Below are 25,411 nucleotides of genomic sequence, written 5' to 3'. Positions count from 1 at the left end.
TAATCAGGCTTATCAGGGGCAAGGCGCGCATTGTAGCGGCGAAACGCTTGCCCGGCACCCGTGTACTGCCCGGTGGCGGCTGCGCACCTGGCGCAGCCGCTTGGCGTCAGGCCTTGGCGGCCATCGCGGTGACTTCCACACGCATGCCGGGAACCGCCAGCGCCGCCACGCCAACGGCCGCGCGTACCGGCCAGGGCTTGGCGAAGAAACGCTGGTAGACCTCGTTGAAGGCTGGGCGGTCAGCCATGTCGGTGAGGTAGATGGTCAGGTGCAGGACCCGGTCCATGGAGCTGCCGGCGCGTTCCAGGGCCACTTTCAGCGCTTGCAGGGTGCACTCGCTTTGCCGGGTGATGTCGCCCAGCTCCAGGCTGCCGTCGGCATGGGTCGGAATCTGGGTGGAGACCAGCAGGCCGCCGAAGCCGGCAACGTCGGAAGAAATGGAGTCGGCGTCCGGGTCGGGCAGGAAGGAGATATCGTGGTTGGCCATGGGCTTTTCTTGTCCTTGGGAAAACGGGCCTCGCATGATGCCATCAATGGCGGCATTTACCAGTCGAGGCGTACGCGGTGAGGGGCTCAGAAGAGCAGCTCGAGCATCCCCGCCAGCTGGCGCTGCTCGGGGCTGCGGGAGCGGCCGCAGGCCTTCAGGCTGTCCTGCAGGCACTGGACGAAGCACAGCGCGGCGGTGTCCAGCGGCTGGTCGCGCAGGTGGATCACGCTGACTTGCGCTTCTTCCAGCGGTTCGACCAGGTCCAGGGCCTGGGCCCGGCCCCGCAGGGGGGCGCACAGCAGCATGGGCTCCGGTGAATACCCAAGCATGCCGGCATCCACGATCAGGCTGCTGAGCATGGCACTGGACTGGGCGCCGACGATACGCCCGGCGGCGATGCTCCAGCCGTGGCGCTCGAACAACTGCTGGACCAGCGGGGCAGGGCCGGAGGGGCCGAAATTCATCACCCAGTCGTCCTCCAGCAGCTCGCCCAGGGAGCGCGCCGTGCCGCGCGGATGCCCACAGGAAGCCAGGACCTGCATGCGGTAGCGAACCAGGGGCTGGTGGACGAATTCCTGGGCCGGCAGGGTGCTGGCCGGGCCCAGGGCGAGGTGCATCAAGCCGCTGCGCAGCAATGGCAGGCTCACTGCCTGCAGGCCTTCATAGATCTCCAGCTGGACTGAGGGCAGCGCCAGGCGGAATGCCCGCAGCGTCGGCGCGAGCAGGGTCTGGCCCAGCCAGGGGGTGACGCCTACGCACAGCCGCGCCGGGGTTGCGCCGCGCAACTGCGCCAGTTCGTGCTGGGCCCGCTGCAACTGGCTGGCGATCTGGCTGGCGTGGGGGAGCAGCACCTTGCCTGCCGGCGTCAGCCTGGCGCCCCCGGTATGGCGCACCAGCAAGGCCAGGCCTTGTTCCTCCTCCAGTTCGCGCAAGGCTCGGGTCACCGCGGCCTGGGACAACCCCAGGATACGCGCGGCGGCGCGAATCCCACCGCCTTCGGCAACGGCCAGCAAGGCTTGCAGTTGATGTAGCTTCACGGCGCTTTCCCCTGAATACCAAAGGTTGTCACGACAACGTATTTGCGGCTTATGCCGGGCTTTTTCCGGCGCTAGGTTAGCCACTGGGCCAAGACCGGTCCAATCGCCGTTGCAGGCTTTCCTTGTCACTCAGGACATTCCCCATGCATGAAAGCTGGATAACCCCCGGCATCGCCGAAATCACCCCGGCCATGATCGAGCTGCGCCGGGCGATCCATGCCCAGCCGGAGTTGGGCCATGAAGAATTCCTCACCCGCGAGCGCGTGGCCCAGTGCCTGCAAGAGTGGGGCTACCAGATCCACCCGGCCATGGCCGGCACCGCGTTGGTGGCCACCCTGCGCAATGGCCAGGGCCCGCGCCTGGGGTTGCGTGCCGAACTCGATGCGCTGCCGATCCAGGAGCAGGGCGAGCGCCCCTGGCGCAGCCGCATCCCGGGCAAGATGCACGCCTGCGGCCATGACGGGCACATCGCGATGCTCCTGGCGGCGGCCTGGGAGCTGGCTCGCAAACCTGCCTGGCGCGGGACTCTGCAGTTGTTCTTCCAGCCCGCCGAGGAGGGCCATGGCGGCTCCGGGGCCAGGCACATGCTCGAAGAGCAGGTATTCGAGCGATTTCCCTGCGACGCCATCTTCGCCCTGCACAATTCGCCGGGCATGCCCCTGGGCAAGTTCGGGGTGCTGGCCGGGCCATGCATGGCCAGTACCGATAACATCGTGATCCTGATCCACGGCGCCGGCGGCCACGGCGCGATGCCCGACAAGACCCAGGACCCGGTGGTGGTCGGCGCCTCGCTGGTCATGGCCCTGCAGAGCCTGGTCTCGCGCAACGCGCCGCCCAGCGAGACCGCCATCGTCACCGTCGGGGCCTTCCTGGCTGGCGACGCGGCCAATGTCATACCGCAACGCGCGGAACTGCGCTTGAGCGTCCGGGCCCTGCAGCCTGAGGTCCGGCAGATGCTCAGGCAGCGGATCAAGAGCCTGGCCGAGCTGCATGCCAGCAGTTTCGGCGCCAGGGCCGAGGTGATCTTCGGCGAGGGCTACCCCGTGCTGGTCAACGATCCGGGCGCCAGTGCACTGGCCGCCCAGGTGATCCGCGACTGGCTGGGTGAGGAGGGGCTGGTGCCGGACATGCGGCCGATCTGCGCCAGCGACGATTTCGCCTTCTGGCTGGAGCGCGTGCCCGGCTGCTATCTGCTGATCGGCAACGGCGATGGCGCCGGCGGTTGCGAGGTACACCACCCCGGATACGACTTCAACGATCAGGCCTTGCCCTTGGGGGCCAGTTTCTGGGTGCGCCTGGCCCAGCGTTTCCTGACCTGAACCGAACACCCTGAGAGGAACCATCGATGACAACAACAAAAACAACCATCAACTCCATCACCGATACCTGCCATGCCCCTCCCTTGGTGAAGAACCCTCGAGCGATTGCCGCCATCTGCCTGGGCAACGCCCTGGAGTTCTACGACTTCCTGGTCTACAGCATGCTGGCGACCCTGATGGCGCGGCTGTTCTTTCCCTTCGGCGATGATTCGCTGATTCCATTGATGCTGTCGCTGGCCGTGTTCGGCACCGGCTTCGTCATGCGCCCGCTGGGTGGCCTGGTCATCGGCCTGTATGCCGACCACGCCGGACGCAAGGCGGCATTGCGCCTGACGCTGTGGTTGATGGCCACGGGCTCGCTGTTGTTCACCGTGGCACCGACCTATGCCCAGGCTGGCCTGCTCGGACCGGCGCTGATCATCATCGCGCGGCTGATCCAGGGGTTCGCCGTGGGCGGGCAGATCGGCAGCTCCACCACCCTGCTGATGGAGTATGCGGACAAGCATTCACGGGGCTACTACTGCAGTTGGCAAACCTTCAGCCAGAGCCTGGGCATCGTCTTTGGCGGTGTACTGGTGATGACCCTGAGCAACCTGCTGAGCGCCGAGGCCATGGACAGCTGGGGCTGGAGGCTGGTGTTCGCCATCGGCATCCTGGCCATTCCGGTAAGCGAATACATCCGCCACCGGTTGCCGGAGCCCCCGGTACACCGGCACCAGGGGCGCCACGGCGATACCGCCGCCCATTCCCTCAGGCTGCTGTTGGGCCACCCCCGGCAACTGGCGGCGGGAGTGCTGCTGGTGATCGGCGCCACGGTGCCGATCTACACCATTCAGTTCTACCTGGCGAACCACGCCATCAGCGTGTTGCACATGCCCCTGGGGATCGCCACCTGGGCTGCCATCTTCGCTTGCCTGCCACCCTTGCTGTTGTCGGCCCATGCCGGGCGCTTGAGCGATCGCATTGGCCGGCGCAAGTCGATCTTCTGGCCTCTGCCGATCCTGCTGCTGGCGATCTACCCGGCGTTCCTGCTGATCAACCAGCACCCGCATATCGGTGTGCTGCTGGCGCTGGTGACGCTGCTCAGCATCCCGTTGACCTACACCATAGTGCCCAACATGGCGCTGCTGCCGGAGCTGTTCCCGGCGCGCATACGGGCCAGCGGCATGTCCATCTGCTATTGCCTCGGTGTGGCGGTATTCGGCGGCTTTACCCAGCTGTTCGCCACTGGCCTGGTGAGCCTTACGGGTAGCCCCAATGCTCCGGCCTGGTACATGTTCGCGGCGATCATGCTGTGCCTGGCGGGGCTGAAGCTGGCGCCTGAAACGGCAGGCAAGGAGCTGGACTGAGCGGCGAGGTGGTAGTCAGGGGCAGGATCGTTGGATATTTTTATGATTCATGTGAGTCAATATTGACTCATTGGAGCCATGAAAGTATCTTCGCTCCAGTCCGGAACCGCTCCGGGCGTTTCATCGGCAATCCGTGTGCGCAGGGAAGGCGCTGACACCGTCCCTGGGGCTCCAGCAGCACGCAGTGCCATGGCCGCGTCGCTCTGCCAGGGGCCATGGTACGGATGGATTTGCCGGTCCAGCTCCTTTGGTTGGCCGCAACCAGCCAGTTTTGCCCCGTTGGCCCCAGGGCCGCGGGGCTTTTTTATGCTCCGGCAAGGCACCGGAGCAAGAGGTGAGGGCTCAGGCAGGCTTGGTGGCGATGGCGCCGTGGAGGAACATCTGCTCCACCACATTGGCCGAGTTGGCGCTGGCCGCGCGGCCACGGCGCTCGGCATCGACGATGCCGAAGATCAGGGTCAGGAACAGCTCGGTGAACACCTGGGCGGTGATGTCGATACGGAACACCCCCAGTTGCTGGCCTCGCAGGAAGAACGCATCCAGGGCATCGGTGTAGAACTGCCAGCGCTCGTCCTCGCCATCGTTGAGCATGGTGTCGGGACGGTATTGGAACAACAGGAACACCAGCATCTCGCGGTGGGCCAGGTGTTCGCTGACCAACGTGCGCAGGGCGGCCACGGGTTCGTCATGTTGCAGGTCGGTACCGTCGATGATGCGTTTGAGCACGCCTTGCCCATGGTCTTCCATCATCTGCAACAGCTTGTCGCGCGTGCCGCAGAAGCGGTGCAGGGTGGCCTTGCTCACTCCGGCGAGTTCCGCCAGCTCCTTGAGGGTCGCCCGCGGACGGTCGACGATGGCCTGGGCCAGCGCCTTGATGAGTCGTTCGTCTTGAGAGGTCAAGAGCATCAGTGGGCCTCTAGTCAGTTTTCAATTGCACGCATTGTGCAGAAATAGTCGTTGGCTTCAACGTAAATGACCGCTTCGGCCAGGAAAATGATCGTTCCAGCGGGCTTTTGCCGCTGATCGCCTGGGGCTCAGCCCGGATTGCTGGCCCGGAACAGCTGTTGCAAGCCTTGCAGGGTGCTGTCGACGAAGCGCTCGTCGCTGGTGCCCTCGGGGAAGTCCAGCACTGCGTGGATCACCAGGGACGCCAGGCCGTGGGTGTAGGACCAGCCGGCGAGGGCGGCCCGGCGTACCTCGGCGCTCTGCACATCCTGCTCCAGCAGGCCGGCGATGATCCGCCGCAGTTCACCGAAGGCCTGCTCGCGGGCGCTGCCCAGTTCCGGTGGCATGTCGCCGCCGGCGAACTCCGGGCCGAACATCAGCTGGTACAACGCGGGATTGCCCCGGGCGAAGCTGAAATAGCTCAGGCAGGCGCTGCGCAATCGTTGCACGCCGCCGCTGTCGCGGTCCTTGAGTACCAGCACCGCCGCCAGCTCGCGAAACCCCTGGGCCGCCAGGCTGCCGATCAACTGCGTGCGGTTGGCGAAGTGGTGGTAGGCGGCAGTGGAGCTGACGCCGACCCGCTCGGACACCGCCCGCAACGACAGCCGGGTCGGGCCTACTTCCTCGAGCAGCGTCCGGGCGGCGTCCAGCAACTGCGGCGCCAGGTTGCCCACGTGGTAGGAGTCGCGCGAGCGCGGGGAATTCTTGGTCATGCATGGCTCGAAAAGGTCGGACAGAAGGGCTGGAGCGCGGCGAATCTTAGCATGAGGAAGAATCTTGACGCTGTTAAGATTGCGCCGTAGCCTGCGTGCCACCACTGCCATCGGGTGCATGGATCATGATCGAGAGCCTGTCCAGGATCGTCCTGGGGCCGCTGCTGCTGGCCCAGGGGCTGTATGTGCGTCGGTGCACCCCCAGGCTGCCCGAGCCCCAGGGCCCGCGAGCCGGCAGCTGTGGCCAAGGCCCATCCCTGCGCCTGCTGGTCGTCGGTGATTCGGCCGCCGCCGGCGTCGGCGTGAGCCACCAGGACGATGCCCTGGCCGGCCAGCTGGCGACCTGCCTGGCCCGTGACTTCAGCCTGTCCTGGCAACTGCTGGCCGAGGCTGGCCTCGATACCCGGCAATTGTTGCGCAGGATCGAAGACAGCCCCGGGCAAGGCTTCGATGCGGTACTGGTGTGTGTAGGAGTCAACGACGTCACCAGCGCGATTACCGCCGAGGCTTGGCTGGCGTGCCTGGCGACGCTGGTACAGCGCCTGCGGCAACGATTCCGGGTACATCAGGTTTTGCTCTCACGCCTGCCACCGATGCATGCCTTCATCGCCTTGCCGCAGCCTTTGCGCTGGTACCTGGGAAGCAGGGCGCGGCACTTCAATCGCCTGCTGGAACAGTGGAGCCGGGATCAGCCCCAGCTGACGCTGCTGGGCGACTCTCTACCACTGGATGCCAGCCTGCTGGCCGCTGATGGTTTTCATCCCGGAGCACCGGCCTACCGGATCTGGGCCGAGCAGTCCGCGACCTTGCTGCGCCAACGTTTTGCCGCGCCGGTTGGCGCCTGAAACGCCCTCGCTCCCGGACCGACCGGGCCGAGGGTTCTTGAGACGTACCCTTGAAGCTGGATAGGAGAACCCGATGTCCGCATTGAAACTGCATCCCCAGGCCGACGCTTCCTTGAAACGCTGGCACGCGATGGTCGAACGCGAGGATCTCGGCGACCTGCCCGAGTTGCTCGACGCCAATGTGCTGTTCCGTTCGCCCATGGCCCACACCGCCTATCCCGGGGCTCCCGTGGTGGCGAGCATCTTGCGCACGGTGCTGCAAGTCTTCGAGGATTTTGCCTACCACCGGCAACTGGCCACGGCCGACGGCTTGAGCGTGGTGCTGGAGTTCAGCGCACGGGTCGGCGACCGGCAGCTCAAGGGGATCGACATGATCCGCTTCGATGAGCACGGCAAGATCGTCGAGTTCGAGGTGATGGTTCGGCCCATGAGCGGGTTGCAGGCATTGGGCGAAGAGATGGGCCGGCGCCTGGGGGCCTACCTGGCCGCCAGCAAGTCCGGGGCCTAGGACTTTCGCATCCGGGGGCGGCGTGCCATCGGCCGCCGCCGAGTGCTGTCTGGCCGGGCAGGGGCTTCAGGCTGGTGGCTGGCTCAGCCAGGACGCCACCACTCGCCGGTCGAGTTCTTCCCAGTCAGCCATGCCCAGGACCCGGGTGGTGTTCAAGCCGCGCAGGTAGCCACGCAACTGGTAGGCAACGGCGCGTCGCTCTTGCGAGTCGGTCGCGCTATCGCCCAGGGCGGTTTCATAGTCGATGAGATAGTCGGCCACTCGCTCACGGAATTCCGGCAAGACGGCATCACGAATCAGGTCAAAAGTTCGCACGGGGATTTCCTTTTCTATTTGTATTCGGGCTGTCAGGCAGTCTGCACGTGGCGTAACTATCGGTTCAAGTAATAGTGACAATCAAGAAACACCTATTCTGCTGCGCCCGCCAATCAGGGAAAATCGCCACCGTCACAGACGCCGCCCCCTGGCGTCTGGAGTCCATTGATGAACGCAGCGGCGGCGCCGTGACGCCGAACCGCTGTGCACCGAACCAGACTTTTCCAGGATTTCACCGATGCGTGTTGCACCCGTTGTTGCCTTGACCCTAGGTTCCCTGCTGCTGAGCGCCTGCGCCACGGCCCCGAACGACCCGACCCTGGTCATGCAGACGAACAAGACTCCCGCCGAATACGCTGATTGCGTAGTGCCCAAATTACGTGAGCAGGCGCTGGCCCCCACGGTTTCCCAGACCCAGCGCAGCTACCGGATCGTAGTGCCCAGCAAAGTGGCGGCCAACAACGTGCTGGAGGCGTACAAGGCGCCCAATGGCGGCAAGGTGTTCCTGTACGAGCGCCATTTGCTGGCGTCGAGCTTTGCGCCCTCGAACTTTTCCCGGGCCGCCCAGGATTGCCTGTAACCGGCTGAAATGAGTCGCCCTGGTGTGCCCGGGGCGGATTCAACCCGCCGTTTCGAGCAGGTGTTCGATCCGGGCCAGTTCCCAAGTGCTGAGCAGGCTGACCGGATCGGTACCGAAGCGTTGCCGGGTGTCGAGTTGCCATTGCAACCCTCCGGGGGCCTGGCAGCTCTGGCAGTGCAGCAAACGGCCAGCGTCCAGTTCCAGCATCAGGCGCCAACCCTCGATATCCACCCTGAGGGGATCAGTCTTGCATGGTCGATCCAGCACCTGTAGCCGATGGGTGCCCAGGGCGGCTTCGCGCAGGCGTTGGCAAACCGTGCGGGCGTCGAGGGCAGGGGGCTGGTTCATGGTGTTTGCTTGTCATCCGTGGTTGGCGGTTGTTTTTCGTGGCGGCGCAACAACCGCCGGGCCCCGAGCTTGAGTTGTCCCCAGTATTCCTTGCCGAGGATGGCCATGACCACCAGGGTCAGCAGTTCGCCGAACAGCGCCAGGGAGGGAATGACCAGGGCCTTATGGGGTATCTCGAGGAACGGCAAGATAGGCAGCGCGATCCAGTAAAGCAACACCAGCGCCAGCAGCGACAAGCCAATTTTTTTCCGCAACCCCGTGGTTTTTTCTTTCATGTCCAACCTCTTGTTGCCAGGTTACGGCGAACCTGCGCCGCCCCTCGCACCGATTCGTCTTAGCGGGCAGCACGCCCGAGTGGAGAGAAGAAGCCAGCCGCTTCACCGGCGAATCTTCGTGCCAGGGCCCGGGCATGGGCGGCGCGTTGGTAGCTGTCGAGGATGTCCGCGAACCCGGCATCGTCGGCCAGTAGCAACAAGGCTTGTTGTTGCCCGCTGCGGCCATCGACGGCTTCGAACTCCACGGACAGTCCACCGTTCTTCACCGGGCCCAGCAGCAGGGTGGTCATGGCATTGATGACCGGCGAGGCTTCAGCGACCCGGGTGATGCGGGTCCTGACTATCAGGGTGTCGGCGCCAGGGTTGCGCGGTGTAAGCATGAAGCTGCGGCTCAACTCGGCTTCCAGGGATTGACGCAGGGTGCGTTCGACTTCCAGCGCTACCTCGGGAGCGACCTGCCGGGCGACTGCCGCCGTTACTTGCAGCGGTGCCACCAGGACCTGGGCATAGTGCCCGCCGCGAGCCGCCTGGGGAGTGATCCCCATGCCGTGCTCACCGATCTTGTGCAGCCCCTGGTAGCTCCTGGCCTGGCCCGAGCGCGTGACCTGGGGAGTAGTGCAAGCGCTGAGCAGGAGGACGGCGATCGCGATCAGTAGCCAATGACGGTTCTTGAGCTGGCTTGGTGAAAAATAAACGGAGTACTTCGTCTCGTTATTGGGCAAAAAAAAGCCCATCGGCGAGGGGCGTTTTTCGTTGATGCCCTGGCCGCCCCGGGCACGGGCGGTGGACAGGCGCGAGAGAGGGTTCTGCATAGTGTGGCGATCCTGGGTTTCATTGAGATTGAGGAGTAAGCAGGTAGGTCCGGACGAAATCGCCCAGGGCTGTTGCGGCCTGGTTGGCGTCGATGGCCAGGCCCAGGCTCAGCTCCAGCCACAGGCCGCTGAACAGGGAAAACACCAGGCCCGCCGCACCCAGGGGCGACAGTTCGGGGCGAATCCAGCCTTCACGCTGTCCGGTGGCCAGGAGCTCGCCCAGCTCGATGCGCATCCGCTGGTCCATTTCGATCATCCGGCCGTGCTGGTTGCCACGGGTCACTTCCAGCCAGCTGTCCAGGCTGAGATCCAGTTCTCCTGAATGCAGTTCGGCCAGCAGTTCCTCGGCGCTGATCCTGGCCAGCGCATGCAGGCCTTCCTTGCTGAGCAGTTGCCGGACCTGGTTGGTGTAGCGCTCGATCTCGATCTCGACGATCGCATCGATGATCTCGCGCTTGTCGCGGAAATAGCGGAACACCGCGCCGGCACTCATGCCCGCCCGTTGGCAGATGTCCTCGGTGCGGGCGCCATGGAAGCCCTTTTCCTTGAAGACACGGGCGGCCGCCAACAGGATCTGTTCGCGGCGCTGTTCATGCAGTTGTTCGTTGCGGGTACGGGCCATGGGAAGTTGCTTAATAATCGGACTGAATAGTCGCATTATGTTGGCAGCCCATTCGCTCCGTCAATGGTCGGTGATCGGCCATGTCAGGCCCTGAGTTCGCGCTCCTCCCACCAATCCCAGGCCTTGAGCGCCCGGCGTGCGACCTTGCCGCCCCAGAACGCCAGGGTATCGCCGGGCATGGCGATCGACTTGCGGTTGACGATCCAGAAGTCCGTCAGCTCGGTCTTGTACCCATTGAGCAGGTCGGCAATGGTGCGGCCGTTGAGGTGGGTCAGGGCCACGCCATGGCCGAAGCAGCCACCGGAATAGATGATGCGCTCGTCACCGATGAAGCTGATCTGCGGCACCATGTCCAGGTTCACCGATACCGGTCCGCCCCAGCGGTAGTCGATCCTGGTGTTCGCCAACTGCGGGTAGATCCACTTCAGGTGCGCCTCGCAGTGCTGCCAGGTGCTGGGCGAGGGCGCGTCCTGCATGGCCGGGCTGCGCTGGGCGATCACGTCGCCACCGCCCATGACGATCCGGCCGTCGAGGGTGGGCCTGAAGTAATGCAGCATCTGCCGGTTATCGCCGAAGGCCTGGCGTTGCTGCCAGCCGATGCTGTCCCAGATGGCCGGGCTCAAGGGCTCGGTAACGACCTGGTAGGTCCAGAGGGGAAACTGGCGTTCCTTGAGTTGCTCGGGCCCGGGGACCTGGCGTGAATAGGCGTTGGTCGCCAGCACCACCTTGTCGGCGCGGATCCGCCCGCCGGGAGTCTGCAGGATCACCGCGCCTGCCGCAGGCTGGATCGCGCTGACCGGGGTCAGCTCATGGATCCTCACCCCGGCCGCCTCGGCCAGGGCCTTGAGTCCGCGGACCTGTTTGCACGGGTCCAGGTAGCCGGTATCGGATTCGTAGATGGCATCGTTGAAGCGCGGCGAATCGAAATCGTCCCGGACCTGGGCCGCTTCCCGCCATTGCATGTCGCTGTCCAGGCCCAGGTCCTGGAACAACTGGTAGGTCTTGCGCATGCGCTGCGACTGCTTCGGCGAGTAGCTGATGCGTACCAGCCCCGTGTGGCGATAGTCGCTACCCAGGGCATGGGTCTCGATCAGCTCGCGGGTATGAGCCACCGCCAGCTTCAGGTAGTGGTGGGCATCGATCATCTTTTGCTTGCCCCAGCGCAGCAGCACCAGTTCCGGCTCCAGGCCGAACAGCTTGGTGCTGAAGCCGGCATTGCGACCGCTGGCCCCGAAGCCGATGACCGCCGCTTCGACCACCACCACCCGGGCGTTGGGGTTGTCCTGCTTGAACTGCCAGGCGCTGTTGAGCCCGGTGAAGCCGCCGCCGACCACCGCGACATCGACATTCAGGTCCTCGTCCAGCGCAGGGTTGGCCTGATAGTCGCCATAGGCGTGCTGCCAGAAGGATTGGGGGCTTCGCAGTGGGTCTTGGATCAAGGTCATATTGTTGTTCTCTTGGCCGGGGGATGCCGCCTGCCACGCACCAGGAGCAGGCAGGGGGCGAGCCTTGAGGGTAACCAGCCGGTGTTCCGGCGAATTGTCCGGCGGTGCCAGTCTGGCCGGCCGATCGCGTCAGCGTTGGCGCGCCGGTGGCAGGGGACTCACCCCTGGGGCAGGCAGGAAGCGCGGTACTGCTGCGGCGACAAGCCGGTCCAGCGGCGGAAGGCGCGGGTGAAGGAGCTGGATTCGGCATAACCCACCAGCAGCGAGATCTCGGTCACCGAATAGTCCGAGCCCCGCATGTAGGCCATGGCCATGTCTCGGCGCACGTCCTCGGTCAGCGAAGAAAACTCGATGTCCTGATCCTTCAGGCGGCGTTGCAGCGTGCGCCGGTTGAGCCCCAGTTGCTGGCTGACGTCATCCAGTGACAGGGCGCCGCTGCTCATGCCGGTCGCGATCAGGTGCGAGACCTGGAGCAGGATCTCGTCGCCGATACTGCGGTTCTGGCGTTCCTGCTCCAGGTAGGGCACCAGGGCCTGGTACAGGCGCTCGTTGCCGTGGGCCACCGGCAGGCGCATGGCATCGGCGGCGAAATGGATGCGGTTCGATGGCTGGCGAAAATGCACCGGGCACTGGAATACCCGCTTGTGCACCGAGATATCCGCCGGCTTGTCATGCTCGAAGTCCACCCGCAGTGGCTTGATCGCGCTGCCTGTGATCAGCTCGAACTGGCGCAGGATGGAGGCGATGGCGAACTCCGAGTCCTGTCGGCGATAGAGAATGGCCGGGGCATTGACCAGGTACTCGACACTGGCCGAGCGGGCATTGCACTGCACGTTGATGGTCGACTCCTGGGAGAACACCACGATGAAGCGCTGCAGCGTGCGCAATGCCATCTCGACGCTGGTGGCGCAATGCAGCGCATGGCCCAGGGCGCCGAAGTCATTGGCCTCGGTCCGGCCGCCCAGCTCCAGGCCGATATTGGGGTTGTCCTTGCTGGCCGCCTCCCACAGGGCGATGTATTGCTCTCCCGGAATCTCCACGTCGGCCTGTTGCAACAGCAGGTCATCGATGCCGAGCGCTTCCAGGTGCGGGGCGAACAGTGGACTGAAGCGCCGGAAGAAATCCTCGGACAGCACCGTGCGCACCGGCCAGGCCTGGGTGGGGGGACGAAACATGGGTCGGTCGGGGGAAGTCTTTGCCTTGTGGATCGCCGTCATGCCGCACCTCTTGTTCTAGTGCGGCAACTGCACAGGGATCTGCCCTTCAAGTCAAGGCTTGCCCGTCTTTGTGCGGGCACCAGCCGGCCGTGGCAGGGGGGGTGGCACGGGATGACAAGCGAGCTGTCATCGCCGGGCAAGTCGTCTCTTGCTGGTCGTGGATAGACTTCGGCCAAAACAGATCGGCCTCCATAGGGCCGACGCCAAGGAACCCCCTCCTTATGCTGATGCGTTCATTTCGATACTGGCTCTGTGGCCTGTCGCTCACCATCGCCAGCGGCGCGGCCCTGGCCGGATTCGTCCCCGAGCAGGCGGGGGTCGAAGTCCTGGATGGCCACCGCGGCCAACACTGGTTCTGGATCTGGGGCAGCAATGCACCGAGCATGGTCGATGGCCGCGCCTACCTGTTCGATGACAACGGCCGCAACCTGGGTCTGCTGAGCACCGGGACCTGGTCTAACGGCCTGGTGATGTCGCAACAGCGCGACGAGCTGTATGCCACCGAGATCTATTTCAGCCGCGGCGTGCGCGGCACTCGTTCGGATGTGGTCAGCGTCTACGACGCCCGGACCCTGAGCCCCAAGCATGAGATCCCGATCCCGGCCAAGCGCATGAGCGCCTTGATCTCCACCGGGCTCAGCGTGCTTTCCGACGATGAACGCTTCCTGCTGGTGCTCAACTTCACTCCGGCCCAGTCGATCTCCATTGTCGACCTGCAGCAGCGGCGTTTCGTCGAGGAAGTGCCGATCCCCGGCTGTGCCTCCATCTACCCGGCCGGCCCCCGTGATTTCTATGCGATTTGCGGCAATGGCGGCTTCTTCCACTTGCGTCTCGACGAGCAGGGCCATGTGGCCTCCCAGGAGCGCACTGCGCCGCTGTTCGATCCGCTACAGGACCTGCTGCTGACCACCGGCATGCGCCGTGGGGACGAGTGGTTCTTCGTCTCCCAGAAAAACCGCGCCTACAGCCTGCGCATGAATGCCCAGGGGGTTGCACTACAGCAGCAATGGTCGCTGGTCAGCGACGCCGAGCGTGCCGATGGCTGGGGAATCGCCGGCAACCATGGCACCGCCTTGCACGCCGATAGTGGGCGGCTGTTCGTGCTGATGCACAAGGACCAGCCGGAGAACTACCAGAAGCCCGGTACCGAGGTGTGGGTCTACGACATTCGCAGCCAGCAGCGCCTGGCTCGGATCGAACTCAAGGAGCAGAGCACCGCCATCGGCGTCAGCCAGGGCCAGCACCCGCGACTGTACAGCCTGGATTGGCTGGTGCCGATGCCGAAGCTGTTCACGCTCTGGGTCTATCTCACCGAGGGCGACGCGGGGCTGGCCCCGCTGTTGCGCCAGGGCATCAATCTCTACGACGCCGACACTGGCCAGCACCTGCGCAGCATCGGTGATATCCCGCTGGGCTTCATGAACGTGGTGATGCCATGGTGACCTTCAGCTGGCTGCACGACCCGTTGATCCACCTGTTCAGCGCCCTGGGCCTGGCCCTGTTGCTGGGCCTGGGCGGCCTGGGCAAATTGCGCGATCGACAAGGTTTCGCCCTGGTGCTGGAGAGTTATGGCCAGGCCTGGGGCCAGTGGCTGCCTGCGGTGCTGCGCGGGGTCCTGCTGCTGTTGCTACCGGCGCTGGAGCTGCTGGCGGCCGTGGGCCTGTTGTGCAGTCCCTGGCTGGGCTGGAGCGCCATCCCCGCGGCGCTCCTGCTGGGCGGCTATGCCCTGGTGCTCGCCGCCAGCCTGGGACGGGTCGAAGACTGCGGCTGCCACCTGGGCGCTCGCCGCCAGCCGCCGGCCGCGGCCCTGGTCTGGCGCAACCTGTTGCTGGTGCTGATGGCCTTCAACCTGCTGCTGCCCATGACCGATCGTCCGCTGCAGGGGTTCGACGCTCTGACCCTGGGCCTGGCGCTCATGGCCGGGGTGGCGATCTACCAACTGGCGCACGTACTGATTTCCAACCACGCCTTGCTCAAGGAGTTGTGATGAACATGATCCAGGCGCTGCTGATATCCACGGTGTTTTCCTGGCTGATGACCCTGGCCCTGATCGTTGCGGTCTGGGCCCTGGCCCGCCAGGTCGGAGTGCTGCACGAACGCATCAGGCCGGTGGGCGCGTTGTCCCTGGGCAAGGCGATCCAGGCCGGCGAGCAGGCACCAGGCTTCAATCTGCCCAGTCTCACCGGCGGTTCGGTGAGCCTGGGTGGCGCCAGCCTGATGGGACAATCGACCTTGTTGTTCTTCCTGTCGGAGAGCTGCCCGGTGTGCAAGACCTTGCTGCCGGTGCTCAAGTCCCTGGCCCAGCATGAGCGGGCGCAGTTGCGCATCGTACTGGCCAGTGACGGCGAGCCGCAGGCTCACCGGTCGTTCATCGAGGCCCAGCAACTGTGGGCATTTCCCTACCTGTTGTCCCGGGAAGTGGGCCTGGCCTACCAGATCAGCAAGTTGCCCTATGGCGTGCTGATCGATGCCCAGGGCACCGTGGCCGCCCACGGCCTGATCAATTCCCGCGAACACCTGGAAAGCCTGCTGGAAGCCCAGGCGCCGGGGCATTCCTCGATCCAGTCCTTCCAGGCCGCGCAGCAAGCGCCTGGCGACTCACTCTACAAGCAGGTGCACTGAGCATGGCGATCAAATGGTTCGACGAAGCTGCCGAGATGTTCTCCCGGCGGGTCGCCCGCGGCAGTTCGCGGCGGGGTTTTCTCGGCGGCCTGGGGACCCTGATGATAGGCGTCGGTGCCACCACCCTGTTGCCGGTACTGCGCACCGGTGCCTTCGCGAAGGACGGTACGGCCCTGGTGGAGAGCGGTGATCCGAACAGTTGCGACTACTGGCGCTATTGCGCCATCGACGGTTTCCTCTGCGGTTGCTGCGGGGGGACGGCCAACAGTTGCCCACCCGGTACCGTGCGTTCGGACATCACCTGGATCGGCACCTGCCGCAACCCCGCCGACGGCCGCGACTATGTGATTTCCTACAACGACTGCTGCGGCAAGAGCAATTGCGGGCGTTGCGTGTGCCAGCGCGACCAGGGCGATACGCCGCTGTATCGGCCGCAGAGTTCCAACGACCTGAACTGGTGCTCTGGCAGCCATGCGGACATGCCGTACCACTGTTCGCTGTCGGTGGTGATCGGGGTGAAGGAGTCGTGAGCGTGGCGCGCTTCGCGCTGCTGGTCCTTGTCGCATGGGCGACCGATGCACCGGTGGCCAGCGCCACCGAGCCTGCCCAGGTGGACTACATGCTCAACTGCCAGGGCTGCCACCTGCCGGGCGGGCAAGGCAATCCCCAGCGCCAGGTGCCGGCGTTCCCGGGGCAGTTGGGCAAGTTCCTGGGCGTTGCCGGCGGTCGCGAATACCTGGTCCAGGTGCCCGGTTCGGCGCTTTCGGGACTCTCCGACCAGGCCCTGGCCGGCGTGCTCAACTGGATGCTGGTGCGCTTTGGCGCCGAGCAACTACCCAGCGATTTCAAACCTTATACCGAGGCCGAAGTGCATTCCTGGCGCCAGGGCGTGCCGGCCAACGTCGAACAGGTCCGCAATCGGCTGCTGCAGCGGATCGCCCGGCAAGAACTACAACAGGGAACCTGAACCGATGAACAAACCGCTCTATGTCGGGCTGCTCCTGCTGGCCGCGACTGGTAGTGCCATGGCCGCTGCGCCGCCTCCCGAGGCCCAGGCCTGTGTCGCCTGCCATGGCGACCGGGGGCAGGGCAATCCGCTGCTGGGCGCACCGCGCCTGGCCGGCCAGCAAGCCGACTACCTGTTGAGCCAGTTGCAGGACTTCAAGGCCGGACGCCGCGGCTACGATGCGCGCGACAGCCATGGCCTGCAGATGCGGGCCATGGCGGCGAGCCTGGATGATGCCGTGTTGCCCAGCCTGGCTCGCTACTACTCCGCCCTGGAGGCTGGCTTGGCCGAGGCGCCAGGTACGGCAAACACCACCCAGGGAAGGGATCTGTACCAGGGGACCTGTGCTGGCTGCCATGGTCCGCAAGGCCAGGGTTTCGCCCATCTCAAGACGCCCAGGCTCAACCTCCTCGATGATGCCTACCTGCAGCGCCAGCTCGAGCATTACGCCCAGGGCATCCGGGGCAGTGAAGAACATGCCGGTACGCTGGGTATCTGGATGCGCGGAATTTCCCTGCAAATTCGCCAGGACAGCGAGCGCCAGGCCCTGGCTGACTACATCACCGGGCTGGGAGCCGCGCCCGCCAGGGCGCCCGGGCCTTGAGCGGCATGCGGTGCATGGCTTCCATGCACCTGTGGCCAAGCCGGACAGCATGGGGAGCCCTGCGTCCGCTCGCAGGATCGGGCACGGCTTTCGTGGCATCGATGTAACCCTCGCAAAGGTCCGAATGGCATCGTGCACATGCCGAAAGCCAACGCAGGCCAGCTCAAACCAGTGGTCAGGCTTTCCGATTGTGCAAGTTGCGTCGTGCGCAACTTATTTTTCATTCCCTCTTTCGATTTCGACCCTCGCCTGTCTCTCGCGGCAACGTTGCATCTACTGATGCCGGCGCAGGGCCAGGCGCGCTCCGAAATCACTCAAAGGAGACGGTTGTGCCTGACCTAAAGCGATATTGGACTTCATTCGGGCCAGGGACTTCCCTGGTTGTCATCGCCTCGATCGCAGCGGCGCTGACGGCGTGCAGTGACGACAGCGGCCAAGCGGGTGTCCCTGCGGCGGCCCAGGTCAGCGCGGCCCAGGTGGTGATCAAGCCGGTGCGCCAGTGGGACGAGTTCAGCGGGCGCATTGCCGCCACCGATGCGGTCGAGGTCCGGGCGCGGGTCAGCGGCTATATAGAGCGCATCGCATTCAAGGAAGGCGACGAGGTCAAGCCCGGCGACTTGCTGTATCGGATCGATCCGCGGCCGTACAAGGCCTCCTATGACAGCGCCCAGGCGCAACTTGCCCGGGCGCGAGCGACGGCAGAGCTTGCCCGGGTGCAAGAGCAGCGGGCGCAAGTGCTGGTTGCGGTCAATGCGATTTCCCGCGAGCTGTTCGATACTCGCCGCGCCGCCGCGACCCAGGGCGCCGCCGATGTACGCGCGGCAGAAGCGGCACTGGCCAGTGCCCAGCTCAACCTGGAGTTCACCGAGGTCCGTTCGCCCATTGCCGGGCAAGTCGGCCGGGCCATGCTGACGGTCGGCAATCTGGTCCAGGCCGACCAGAGCGTGTTGACCAGCGTGATCTCCCAGGACCCGCTCTACCTCTACTTCCAGCCGGACGAGCAGAGCTTCCTGCGCTACATGGCACTGGCCCGCGCCGGCCAGCGGAGCAGCTCGGCCAATCCGGTGCGCATCGGCCTGGCCAGCGACAGCGGTTTTCCCCACGTCGGGGTGGTTGATTTCGTCAATAACCAGGTCGACCCCGCCACTGGCACCATCACGTTGCGCGCGGTGGTGGCCAATCCCCAGCGCTTGTTGATCCCAGGCTTGTATGCCCGGGTGCAGCTCCAGGGTAGCGGTGAGTTCAGCGCCATGCTGGTCGATGACAAGGCCATCCTCACCGACCAGGATCGCAAGTACGTCTACGTGGTTGGGGCGAAGAACGAGGCGCTGCGCAAGGACGTCAAGCTTGGCGGTTTCGCGGATGGCCTGCGCATCGTGCAGGCCGGCCTTGCGCCCGAGGACAGGGTCATAGTCGCCGGTTTGCAGAAGATCCTGTTCCCCGGCGCGCCGGTGGACGCCAGCACGGTGGCCATGGGTGCAGCCACTTCGATCACGGCGAAGTGAGGGCTGCCAATGAACTTCTCGAGATTCTTCATCGAACGCCCGATCTTCGCCGCAGTGCTATCCGTGGTCATTTCCCTGGTGGGCCTGATCGCCATTCCGTTGTTGCCAATCAGTGAATACCCCGAGGTGGTACCGCCGACGGTGGTCGTCACCGCTACCTATCCCGGTGCCAACCCCAAGGTGATCGCCGAGACTGTCGCGGCCCCGCTGGAAGAGCAGATCAATGGCGTCGAGCACATGATGTACATGAAGTCGGTGGCCGGCTCCGATGGCGTCTTGATGATGACGATCACCTTCGAGCCTGGCACCGATCCCGACAAGGCCCAGGTGGACGTACAGAACCGCGTGGCCCAGGCCCAGTCGCGCCTGCCTGCGGCAGTGGTGGCGCTTGGGTTGACCACGCAGAAGCAGTCGCCGAGTTTCGCCTTGATGATCACCCCGGTCTCCCCGGACGGACGTTACGACGGCCTGTACCTGCGCAATTACGCCAATATCAAGATCAAGGACCAGCTTTCCCGTATCTCGGGGGTCGGCCAGGTGCGTTTCTTCGGTAGCGGAGACTACGCGATGCGTGTCTGGCTCGATCCGGGCAAGGTCGCCTCGCGCGGCCTGACCGCGGGCGATGTGGTGCGTGCGCTAGAGGACCAGAACCTGCAGGTTTCGGCCGGCCAGCTGGGTGCCGAGCCGATCAAGGGCGGCAGCGATTTCCTGATCGCGATCAACGCCCAGGGTCGCCTGCGCACGACCGCCGAGTTCGGCGATATCGTGCTCAAGACCGGTCCGAACGGGGAAGTGGTGCGCCTGGCCGATGTCGCGCGTATCGAGCTTGGGGCCAGCGACTACACGCTGCGCACCCGGCTCGATGGCCAGGAGGCCCCGATCATCGGCGTGTTCCAGGCGCCGGGCGCCAACTTGCTGGATGTGCGTCGGGACGTGATCGCCAAGATGGAGGAACTGAAGAAAAGTTTTCCGCCCGGCATGGACTACCGATCGGACTACGATGCGACGATTTTCGTGCGCGAAGCCATAGACGCGGTGGTCAAGACATTGGCCGAGGCGATCGTGCTGGTGGTGCTGGTGGTGATCCTGTTCCTGCAGACCTGGCGTGCCTCGATCATTCCGTTGATAGCCGTGCCGGTGTCGGTGATCGGCACGTTCGCGGTCTTGCATGTGCTGGGTTTTTCGATCAACACCCTGACTTTGTTCGGCCTGGTACTGGCGATCGGCATCGTGGTGGACGATGCCATCGTGGTGGTCGAGAACGTCGAACGCAACATCGGCGAGGGCCTCACGCCACTGGCCGCCGCGCACCAGGCGATGAAGGAGGTGTCCGGGCCGATAGTCGCGATCGCCCTGGTGCTGTGCGCGGTATTCGTGCCCATGGCTTTCCTCAGCGGAGTCACCGGTACCTTCTACAAGCAATTCGCGGTGACCATCGCCATTTCCACGGTGATCTCGGCGATCAACTCGCTGACGCTGTCGCCTGCGCTCGCGGCCATGCTCCTGCGTGGCCATGATGCGCCCAAGGATGGGCTCTCCCGAGGGATCGACCGTGCCTTGGCCTGGTTGTTCGTGCCGTTCAACCGGTTTTTCGACGCCAGCTCCAACCGCTACCAGGGCGCGGTGTCCCGCATCCTCAAGCGGCGTGGCGCAGCGTTCGTGATCTATGGAGCGCTGCTGGCGGCTACGGGGCTGTTGTTCGATAACGTGCCCCGGGGCTTCATCCCCACCCAGGACAAGCTGTTCCTGGTAGGAGTGGTGAAGCTCCCCGAGGGTAGCTCCATCAGCCGCTCGGATGCGGTTGTCAATGAACTGGGCAAGAGCACCCTGGCCATCGAGGGCGTCGCCCATGTGCTGACGTTCGCCGGCTTCAACCCGATCCAGCAGAACAACACCCCGAACTATGCGGTGGCTTATGTGATTCTCAAGCCGTTCAACGAGCGCCAACGCAGCGCCAAGCAGATCATGGGCGAGATCCAGGCCAGGATGAATGAAATACAGGAAGGCATGGCGTTCGTGATGAACCCGCCGCCGATCCTCGGCCTGGGTACCGGGGCCGGTTATTCGATGTTCGTCCAGGATCGCGCCGGTGCCGGTTATGGCGCCTTGCAGCAAGCCACCGGCGTGTTGCAGGCTGCGTTGATGAAGGAGACGGGCATGGGCTTTCCGTTCTCGGGCTACCAGTCCAACGTGCCGCAACTGGATGTCGAGGTCGATCGCATCAAGGCCAAGGCCCAGGGCGTGGCACTGGCGGATCTGTTCCAGACGTTGCAGGTGTATCTGGGCTCCGCCTATGTCAACGATTTCAACCTGTTTGGCCGTACCTGGCGGGTGTATGCCCAGGCCGAAGGCGATTTTCGCAAGCGTGTCGAGGACATCGGCAACCTGCAGACGCGCAACGAACGGGGGGAGATGGTACCGATCGCCTCGATGATCAGGATCAGCCAGACCTACGGTCCCGATCCGGTGCTGCGCTACAACGGCTATCCGGCGGCGGACTTCTCGGGTGAAGCCGATCCGGCACTGCTGTCCTCGGCGCAGGCGATGGACAAGATATCCGCAGTCGCCAGGGAGGCCTTACCCAACGGCTTCGAGTTCGAATGGAGCGACATGAGCTTCCAGGAGTCCACCCAGGGCAAGGCTGCGCTGGTGGTGTTCCCGGTGGCCATCCTCCTGGCGTTCCTGGTACTCGCGGCGTTGTATGAATCCTGGACCCTGCCGCTGGCGGTGATCCTGATCGTGCCGATGTGCGTGCTCTCGGCATTGTTCGGGGTGAAGCTGTTCGGCGGCGACAACAATACCTTCGTGCAGGTGGGGCTGGTGGTGCTGATGGGACTGGCCTGCAAGAACGCGATCCTGATCGTCGAGTTCGCCCGGGAGCTGGAGTTCCAGGGGCAGGGGATAGTCGAGGCCGCGCTGCAGGCGTGCCGCCTGCGCTTGCGGCCGATCGTGATGACTTCGATCGCCTTCATCGCCGGGACCATTCCGCTGGTGTTCTCCCATGGTGCCGGTGCGGAGGTGCGTTCAATCACCGGGGTGACGGTGCTTGCCGGGATGATCGGGGTGACGCTGTTCGGCCTGTTCCTGACGCCGGTGTTCTATGTCGGCCTGCGCAAGCTGTCCGGGCGCAAACTGGTCCAGCATGGCCAGAGCAGCATGGGTCAAGCGCGGGAGGCCAGCGGTCACGGCCTGTAGCTTGCAGCGAGAGCCGGTTGCCGAGGCTTACGTGCAGCCGGCCCTGCAGCTACCTAACGCCCGGACCGTCACTCGACTACGCTGCTGTATCGCTCAAGTGCCAGTTACTCCTCGCAGTCGCGCAGGTGCTGCAACGGCGAGACACCGTAGAACCGGCTGTATTCGCGGGTGAATTGCGAGCGGCTCTGGTAGCCGACGGCGAACCCCGCATTGCCGATGTTATGGCGTTCGATCTGGATCAGCCGGCGTGCTTCGTGAAGGCGAAACTGCTTTTGGTACTGCATGGGAGTTAGGCCGGTGATGGCCTTGAAATGATGGTGCAGGGAGGATTCGCTCATCCCCACTTGGCCGGCCAGTTCCGGTATGCGCAAGGGTTGCATGTAGTGCTTGCGCAGCCAGTCGATCGCCCGGGTGATGCCATTGGTCGAGCTGTCCACCACCGCCAGTTGCAGCAGCCTACAGCCATAAGGGCTGGATAACAGGCGATAGATGATCTCTTGCTCGACCAAGGGTGCCAGGGACTGGATATCGCCAGGAGCGTCCAGAAGGCGCAGCAGGCGTAGCGTCGCGTCGAGCAACTCGGGGGTCAGCCGATCGACTACCACGCTGCATGCATCATGAGTGCTGGCCGGATGAGGTGGGATGTCCATCCGGGCGAGCACTTCATGCAGGCGTTCTGGGGTGATCGCCATGCCGAACCCGAGGCAGGGCTGGTCTGCGCTGGCCTCGACGATATGGAAGGCCACGGGAACGCTGAATGACACGAACAGGTAGTCGCCCTGGACGAAGTGCCGGACGGTGCCCCCCAACTGGATGCTCATGCGGCCTTGCACCACCATGCCGAAGAATGGGGATTGTGGGCAGCGGATTGCGGTCTGGCGGGTGCTATGGCGCGCCACTTCCAGGCTGGGGTTGGCCGTGGAGCTGGCTCCTTCGGCTAAGGCATGGCGAGCGACGAGCTGGGTAACTTCTTCAAGCGCGCTAGTGTTCATGGCAGATCACTGATCGGTTGAGATGACCTGTGGATCTTATCCGCAGATAGATCCGTTCCTGCGCTCGTTTACAGGATCAGGCACAACTCTCGGAGGATTGGGCGATCTGTTCCGGGATCGGCTCAAGGACAGGGCAGCCCTGCCTCAAGCCAGATCGTATCCCCGGCGCGCAGCGGGCTTTCGCCCAGGCCTGGCGTCATGCCAGGTCAGTGGCGGTATCGCTGGCCTTGCGTCGTCCGCCCAACCACACCAGCAGCAGCCCCGACGCCGCCAGCAGGCCGCCGGCCACCGGGACCGCGGCGTAGCCCAGGCCCTGGCTGATGACGGCGCCACCGAGCGCGGCGCCCACCGCGTTGCCCAGGTTGAAGGCGCCGACGTTGATCGACGAGGCCAGGCCGGGCGCTTCGGCCGCGGCGATCATCACCCGCATCTGCAGCGGTGGCACCACGGCGAAGGTGAACATGCCCCATACCAGCAGCGCCAGGGCGGCGGTGACGTGGTTGCCCAGTACCAGTGGCATAGACACCATGATCAAGGCCAGCACGCCGAGGAAGATCCGTGCCGAGCCATCCAGCGACCAATCGGCCAGGCGCCCGCCGAGGCTGTTGCCCAAGGTGAAGCCGACCCCGATCAACACCAGGCCCAGAGTGACGAAGCTATCCGAGGCGCCGGTCAGTTGCGCCAGCACCGGGGCCACGTAGGTGTAGAGGGTGAACATGGCGCCAGCGCCCAGCACCGTGGTAGCCATGGCCAGCAGCACGTTGGGCCGGGCGATCACCGCCAGTTCGCGGCGGACATGGGGCACGCTGCCACGCTCGCCCTTGGGCAGGGCGTACCAGAGTGCGGCGATGGCCAGCAGGCCAAGCACTGCGGTACCGGCGAAGGCCATGCGCCAGCCGACCTGCTGGCCAAGCCAGGTGGCCGCCGGCACGCCGCCGATGTTGGCGATGGTCAGGCCCATGAACATGGTGGCCACGGCACTGGCTTGCTTGTCCTTGGGCACCACGCTGGCCGCCACCACGGCACCGAGGCCGAAGAAGGCGCCATGGTTGAGGCTGGTGACCAGCCGCGAGGCCAGCAGGGTGTAGTAGTCCGGCGCCAGGGCCGAGAGCAGGTTGCCGAGGGTGAAGATGCCCATCAGCATCATCAACGCCGCGCGCTTGCCGAAGCGGCTGAACAACAGGGTCATGATCGGTGCGCCGATCATCACGCCGATGGCGTAGGCGGTGATCAGCATGCCGGCGCTGGGAATGCTCGCGCCGACGCCTTCGGCGATCACCGGCAACAGGCCCATGGGAGTGAATTCGGTAGTACCGATGCCGAAGGCCCCGATGGCCAGGGCGAAGAGAACGCGTCCGGGTTTCATTGTGGGCACTCCTGGTTGGCGAGGGCGGTCAAGGGGCCCTGCATGCGATAGAAGCTCAGGTCGCTGGCGGTGAAGAAGGCCTGGGAATGGCCACGGGCGAAGTCGTCGACATGCACCACGGTGGCGCCGTCGGCTTCTTGCCAGGAGATCACGTAGACGCCGTCGGCGATTTGTCGCCATTGGCACGCGGCTTCGCCGCTGGCACCGGCATAGGGCCCGGAGACGATGGCGTAGCGAATACTCAGGCCATCGCTTGCGTAGATGTTATGGGCCACCAGGCCGTCGTAGGCGACCTGGAAGCTGCGGCCCGCGAAGGCCGGTACCTGGGGGGAACTGCTCATGAAATGGCCTCCGGTTGTGGGTGTGATGCAGTCGCAGCAGTGGCATGAAATTGTGGCAGTACGTACTCGGCGATCTCGCGCAGGGTTTCGTCCAGTGGTCGTATGTTGCGTCGCAGATGCAGGCCGACATGGTCGACACCGGCTGCGCGCAGGGCAATGAGCTCGGCGATCAGCGCGTTGCGGCCACCACGCAAGCCGAAGCGCCAGCGGCGCATGGGTTCGTCGGCACGCTCGGTAAGGTCCAGGTGGATGAAGCTGCTGTAGGGCTTGTTGCCCGCCACCGAGCGCCAGTCGGCAACGCGCCGCTGGTGGTCGTCGGGGGGGCCCGGGTAGGCCAGACAGCCATCCATGTGGTTGCCGATCCAGGCCGGGCTTTGCTGGGCCAGGCCTGCCACCAGCAAGGGCAGGGGCGAGGTACTGGCTGGCAGCACGGCCATGCCCTCGGGCAGGTGGCCGTTGGCGCCGTCCTTGAGCAGGGCGACCTGCTCGCGGAAGTTATGGCCGCGCCCCTCGAAATCCCGCCCGAACAGTGGGTACTCCACCGGCCGGTCACCGCTGGCCACGCCCAGCAGCAGGCGATTGCCGCTCAGGCGTTGCAGGCTGTTGGCTGACTTCAGGGTCAGCAACGGCTCGCGGATGGGCAAGACCACGGCAGCGGTACCCAGCAGGATGTCGCGGGTGATCCCGGCCAGGTAGCCGAGGTAGGAGAACACCTCGAACACCTGGGCAGCATCGCCGAACGCCGGATCGTACAGCGGCACGTCGCGGATCCACAGGGCGCGAAAGCCCAGGCGGTCGGCCAGTTGCGCCAGGTAGGCATGCTGCTTGAGGTCAGGTTCGCCGGGCAGGCGGCCAGCTTGGCGCCGGGCCTGGTCGCCGGCCGGGGTCCAGTCATGGTCCAGCGGTGCTTCCAGGCCGATGCTGAAACCACCGGCGGTCAGGCGTTCGAGGGGCGTGGTCATG

28 protein-coding genes are annotated in these 25,411 nt (G+C 64.9%); 13 read left to right on the top strand and 15 right to left on the bottom strand.

Annotation, left to right across the window (positions count from 1 at the left end; translation table 11 throughout):
- Positions 1-106 precede the first annotated feature (106 nt).
- Both CAG11_RS20965 and CAG11_RS20960 read right to left on the bottom strand, forming a co-directional pair.
- Positions 107-487: a RidA family protein gene (locus CAG11_RS20965; protein WP_085597755.1), complete on the bottom strand. Its 381-nt coding sequence runs from the start codon at positions 485-487 to the stop codon at positions 107-109.
- 86 nt (positions 488-573) lie between these two features.
- A complete protein-coding gene (locus CAG11_RS20960) occupies positions 574-1,524 on the bottom strand; it encodes a LysR family transcriptional regulator (protein ID WP_085597754.1) in 951 nt (316 codons plus the stop codon).
- A 143-nt stretch (positions 1,525-1,667) separates the two neighbouring features.
- Between CAG11_RS20960 and CAG11_RS20955 the strand changes: the two genes are divergently transcribed.
- Positions 1,668-2,843, top strand: coding sequence for a M20 aminoacylase family protein (locus CAG11_RS20955; protein ID WP_085597753.1), 1,176 nt, complete (start codon positions 1,668-1,670; stop codon positions 2,841-2,843).
- Between the two features lie 26 nt (positions 2,844-2,869).
- Positions 2,870-4,192 carry an MFS transporter gene (locus tag CAG11_RS20950; protein WP_085597752.1) on the top strand — a complete coding sequence of 441 codons (1,323 nt, stop codon included), beginning with the start codon at positions 2,870-2,872 and terminating at the stop codon, positions 4,190-4,192.
- A 342-nt stretch (positions 4,193-4,534) separates the two neighbouring features.
- On the opposite strand, the gene CAG11_RS20945 is transcribed toward CAG11_RS20950, so the two are convergent.
- Together CAG11_RS20945 and CAG11_RS20940 are read right to left on the bottom strand one after the other, a co-directional pair.
- A complete protein-coding gene (locus CAG11_RS20945) occupies positions 4,535-5,098 on the bottom strand; it encodes a transcriptional regulator (protein ID WP_085597751.1) in 564 nt (187 codons plus the stop codon).
- 128 nt (positions 5,099-5,226) lie between these two features.
- Positions 5,227-5,850, bottom strand: a complete 624-nt coding sequence (locus tag CAG11_RS20940; RefSeq protein ID WP_085597750.1) for a TetR/AcrR family transcriptional regulator — start codon at positions 5,848-5,850, stop codon at positions 5,227-5,229.
- A 125-nt stretch (positions 5,851-5,975) separates the two neighbouring features.
- On the opposite strand from CAG11_RS20940, the gene CAG11_RS20935 reads away from it, so the two are divergent.
- A complete protein-coding gene (locus CAG11_RS20935) occupies positions 5,976-6,695 on the top strand; it encodes an SGNH/GDSL hydrolase family protein (protein WP_085597749.1) in 720 nt (239 codons plus the stop codon).
- A gap of 73 nt (positions 6,696-6,768) precedes the next feature.
- Positions 6,769-7,203: a nuclear transport factor 2 family protein gene (locus CAG11_RS20930; RefSeq protein WP_085597748.1), complete on the top strand. Its 435-nt coding sequence runs from the start codon at positions 6,769-6,771 to the stop codon at positions 7,201-7,203.
- Between the two features lie 66 nt (positions 7,204-7,269).
- Here CAG11_RS20930 and CAG11_RS20925 read toward each other — a convergent pair whose 3' ends face one another.
- Positions 7,270-7,518, bottom strand: a complete 249-nt coding sequence (locus tag CAG11_RS20925; RefSeq protein ID WP_022644362.1) for a hypothetical protein — start codon at positions 7,516-7,518, stop codon at positions 7,270-7,272.
- A 238-nt stretch (positions 7,519-7,756) separates the two neighbouring features.
- Between CAG11_RS20925 and CAG11_RS20920 the strand changes: the two genes are divergently transcribed.
- Positions 7,757-8,098 carry a hypothetical protein gene (locus tag CAG11_RS20920; protein ID WP_085597747.1) on the top strand — a complete coding sequence of 114 codons (342 nt, stop codon included), beginning with the start codon at positions 7,757-7,759 and terminating at the stop codon, positions 8,096-8,098.
- Between the two features lie 39 nt (positions 8,099-8,137).
- Here CAG11_RS20920 and CAG11_RS20915 read toward each other — a convergent pair whose 3' ends face one another.
- The 6 genes from CAG11_RS20915 to CAG11_RS20890 form a co-directional block, all read right to left on the bottom strand.
- On the bottom strand, positions 8,138-8,446 hold the full coding sequence (locus CAG11_RS20915; protein ID WP_085597746.1) for a hypothetical protein: 309 nt from the start codon (positions 8,444-8,446) through the stop codon (positions 8,138-8,140).
- Complete coding sequence (locus tag CAG11_RS20910; protein ID WP_022644365.1) at positions 8,443-8,721, bottom strand: transporter suffix domain-containing protein; 279 nt, start codon at positions 8,719-8,721, stop codon at positions 8,443-8,445. Before CAG11_RS20910 ends, CAG11_RS20915 begins: the two co-directional genes overlap by 4 nt.
- Before the next feature lie 59 nt (positions 8,722-8,780).
- Positions 8,781-9,533 carry a DUF3313 family protein gene (locus CAG11_RS20905; protein WP_085597745.1) on the bottom strand — a complete coding sequence of 251 codons (753 nt, stop codon included), beginning with the start codon at positions 9,531-9,533 and terminating at the stop codon, positions 8,781-8,783.
- Positions 9,534-9,552: 19 nt separating this feature from the next.
- Positions 9,553-10,155, bottom strand: coding sequence for a TetR/AcrR family transcriptional regulator (locus CAG11_RS20900; RefSeq protein WP_085597744.1), 603 nt, complete (start codon positions 10,153-10,155; stop codon positions 9,553-9,555).
- An 83-nt stretch (positions 10,156-10,238) separates the two neighbouring features.
- Positions 10,239-11,600 (bottom strand): FAD-binding oxidoreductase, encoded by a 1,362-nt coding sequence (locus tag CAG11_RS20895; RefSeq protein ID WP_085597743.1) that lies wholly within the window; start codon positions 11,598-11,600, stop codon positions 10,239-10,241.
- A gap of 158 nt (positions 11,601-11,758) precedes the next feature.
- Positions 11,759-12,775, bottom strand: a complete 1,017-nt coding sequence (locus CAG11_RS20890; RefSeq protein ID WP_085597857.1) for an AraC family transcriptional regulator — start codon at positions 12,773-12,775, stop codon at positions 11,759-11,761.
- Positions 12,776-13,038: 263 nt separating this feature from the next.
- Between CAG11_RS20890 and CAG11_RS20885 the strand changes: the two genes are divergently transcribed.
- From CAG11_RS20885 to CAG11_RS20850, 8 genes are all read left to right on the top strand, one after another.
- Positions 13,039-14,259: an amine dehydrogenase large subunit gene (locus CAG11_RS20885; protein WP_085597742.1), complete on the top strand. Its 1,221-nt coding sequence runs from the start codon at positions 13,039-13,041 to the stop codon at positions 14,257-14,259.
- The gene (locus tag CAG11_RS20880) at positions 14,253-14,804 is read left to right on the top strand and encodes a MauE/DoxX family redox-associated membrane protein (protein ID WP_085597741.1); all 552 of its coding nucleotides are present in this window, start codon (positions 14,253-14,255) and stop codon (positions 14,802-14,804) included. The genes CAG11_RS20885 and CAG11_RS20880 overlap by 7 nt, the downstream gene beginning before the upstream one ends.
- Positions 14,804-15,439, top strand: coding sequence for a methylamine dehydrogenase accessory protein MauD (gene mauD / locus CAG11_RS20875; RefSeq protein WP_256578653.1), 636 nt, complete (start codon positions 14,804-14,806; stop codon positions 15,437-15,439). Before CAG11_RS20880 ends, mauD begins: the two co-directional genes overlap by 1 nt.
- A gap of 8 nt (positions 15,440-15,447) precedes the next feature.
- Positions 15,448-15,969 carry a methylamine dehydrogenase light chain gene (locus tag CAG11_RS20870; protein ID WP_371263417.1) on the top strand — a complete coding sequence of 174 codons (522 nt, stop codon included), beginning with the start codon at positions 15,448-15,450 and terminating at the stop codon, positions 15,967-15,969.
- 2 nt (positions 15,970-15,971) lie between these two features.
- Entirely contained in the window at positions 15,972-16,406 is a 435-nt protein-coding gene (locus tag CAG11_RS20865) for a hypothetical protein (protein WP_256578652.1), read from the top strand.
- Positions 16,407-16,410: 4 nt separating this feature from the next.
- A complete protein-coding gene (locus CAG11_RS20860; protein WP_085597739.1) occupies positions 16,411-17,049 on the top strand; it encodes a c-type cytochrome in 639 nt (212 codons plus the stop codon).
- A 329-nt stretch (positions 17,050-17,378) separates the two neighbouring features.
- A complete protein-coding gene (locus tag CAG11_RS20855) occupies positions 17,379-18,554 on the top strand; it encodes an efflux RND transporter periplasmic adaptor subunit (protein ID WP_085597738.1) in 1,176 nt (391 codons plus the stop codon).
- 9 nt (positions 18,555-18,563) lie between these two features.
- Positions 18,564-21,749, top strand: a complete 3,186-nt coding sequence (locus CAG11_RS20850) for an efflux RND transporter permease subunit (protein WP_085597737.1) — start codon at positions 18,564-18,566, stop codon at positions 21,747-21,749.
- A 104-nt stretch (positions 21,750-21,853) separates the two neighbouring features.
- On the opposite strand, the gene CAG11_RS20845 is transcribed toward CAG11_RS20850, so the two are convergent.
- From CAG11_RS20845 to CAG11_RS20830, 4 genes are all read right to left on the bottom strand, one after another.
- Positions 21,854-22,741 carry an AraC family transcriptional regulator gene (locus CAG11_RS20845; RefSeq protein WP_085597736.1) on the bottom strand — a complete coding sequence of 296 codons (888 nt, stop codon included), beginning with the start codon at positions 22,739-22,741 and terminating at the stop codon, positions 21,854-21,856.
- Between the two features lie 196 nt (positions 22,742-22,937).
- Entirely contained in the window at positions 22,938-24,107 is a 1,170-nt protein-coding gene (locus CAG11_RS20840) for an MFS transporter (RefSeq protein WP_085597735.1), read from the bottom strand.
- On the bottom strand, positions 24,104-24,448 hold the full coding sequence (locus tag CAG11_RS20835; protein ID WP_085597734.1) for an adenylate cyclase: 345 nt from the start codon (positions 24,446-24,448) through the stop codon (positions 24,104-24,106). The genes CAG11_RS20840 and CAG11_RS20835 overlap by 4 nt, the downstream gene beginning before the upstream one ends.
- A complete protein-coding gene (locus CAG11_RS20830) occupies positions 24,445-25,410 on the bottom strand; it encodes a TIGR03571 family LLM class oxidoreductase (protein ID WP_085597733.1) in 966 nt (321 codons plus the stop codon). Before CAG11_RS20830 ends, CAG11_RS20835 begins: the two co-directional genes overlap by 4 nt.
- Between the last annotated feature and the right edge of the window lies 1 nt (position 25,411).

The sequence above is a fragment of the Pseudomonas sp. B6(2017) genome (assembly GCF_002112765.1).
GTDB classification, from domain to species: Bacteria; Pseudomonadota; Gammaproteobacteria; order Pseudomonadales; family Pseudomonadaceae; genus Aquipseudomonas; species Aquipseudomonas piscis.
Note: the sequence above shows the minus strand (reverse complement) of the source record. Positions and strands in the feature narration are given on the sequence as shown.